The organism is Micromonospora sp. M51 (genome assembly GCF_018070305.1).
GTDB lineage: Bacteria > Actinomycetota > Actinomycetes > Mycobacteriales > Micromonosporaceae > Micromonospora > Micromonospora parva.
Genome location: NZ_JAGPXZ010001310.1, coordinates 1 through 851, shown reverse-complemented (window position 1 = coordinate 851; position 851 = coordinate 1). Strand labels below are relative to the sequence as shown.

1 protein-coding gene is annotated in these 851 nt (G+C 76.5%); it reads right to left on the bottom strand.

Annotated features, from left to right (window positions below; genetic code table 11):
- Positions 1 to 783, bottom strand: a 783-nt coding sequence (locus KBX53_RS34490; protein WP_210863981.1) for an ABC transporter ATP-binding protein, incomplete at its 3' end; no start/stop codon positions are given.
- Positions 784 to 851: the final 68 nt, after the last annotated feature.

Sequence of the window (851 nt, the reverse complement as noted above, 5' to 3'; positions counted from 1 at the left end):
CCCGCCGACCGCGATGACGCTCAGGTTCAGCAGCGGCGCCACGGCCGCGGTGCGGGCGCTCGCCCGGGCCAGCAGTTCCCAGGAACGCCGGCCGTGCCGGTCCAGCTCCGGCAGGGCCGCCAGCACCCGGTCCTGCTCGCGGTGGGTGGTGCCGGCGGCGGCGATGGTCCGGGCGCCGGTCAGCGACTCCAGCAGCCGTCCGGCGATGGTGCCGAGAACCCGTTGGTACCCGGCGGTCGCCGCCGAGGCGTCGGCCACGAAGGCGCGCATGAGGACGGCGAGCAGGCCGAGGCCGGCGAGCAGGGTGATCCCGAGGACCGGTTCCATGATGGCGAGCGCGACGACGCTGCCCAGCGGCGGAAGCACCGCCACGATGGCCAGGACCACGGCGTTGCCGGCCTGTCCGGCGTCGGCGGCCTGGCCGACCAGACGGCCGACGAGATCACCCACCGGGTGCCGGCGGGTGGCGCGGATGTCCAGGGCGAACAGGTGACGCAGCAGACGCCGGCGCAGTCCGGCGGTGGCGCGGGCCGCACCGTACCCGCTGGTCAGGTCCGTCAGGGTGTCGACGCCGATGAGGACGACGACCAGGCCGCAGGCGGACACCGCCCACCAGCCGGAACCGCCGCCGAGGGCGGCGTCGCCGGCGCGGCCGAGCGCCGCGGGTAGCACCAGATCGGCGGCCGCGCCGAGCAGCGCGACCGCCGCGAGTCCGGCGGTCCAGCCGCCGCCCGCCAGGACCGTCGGCCGCAGCAGCCTGTCCCCCGAGGCGAACGTCGGCATCGGTCCTCCCGTTGGTACGCGGTTGCCCTGGGTGGGCACGTCTACCCACCCAGGGCCCCGTGTGTGTG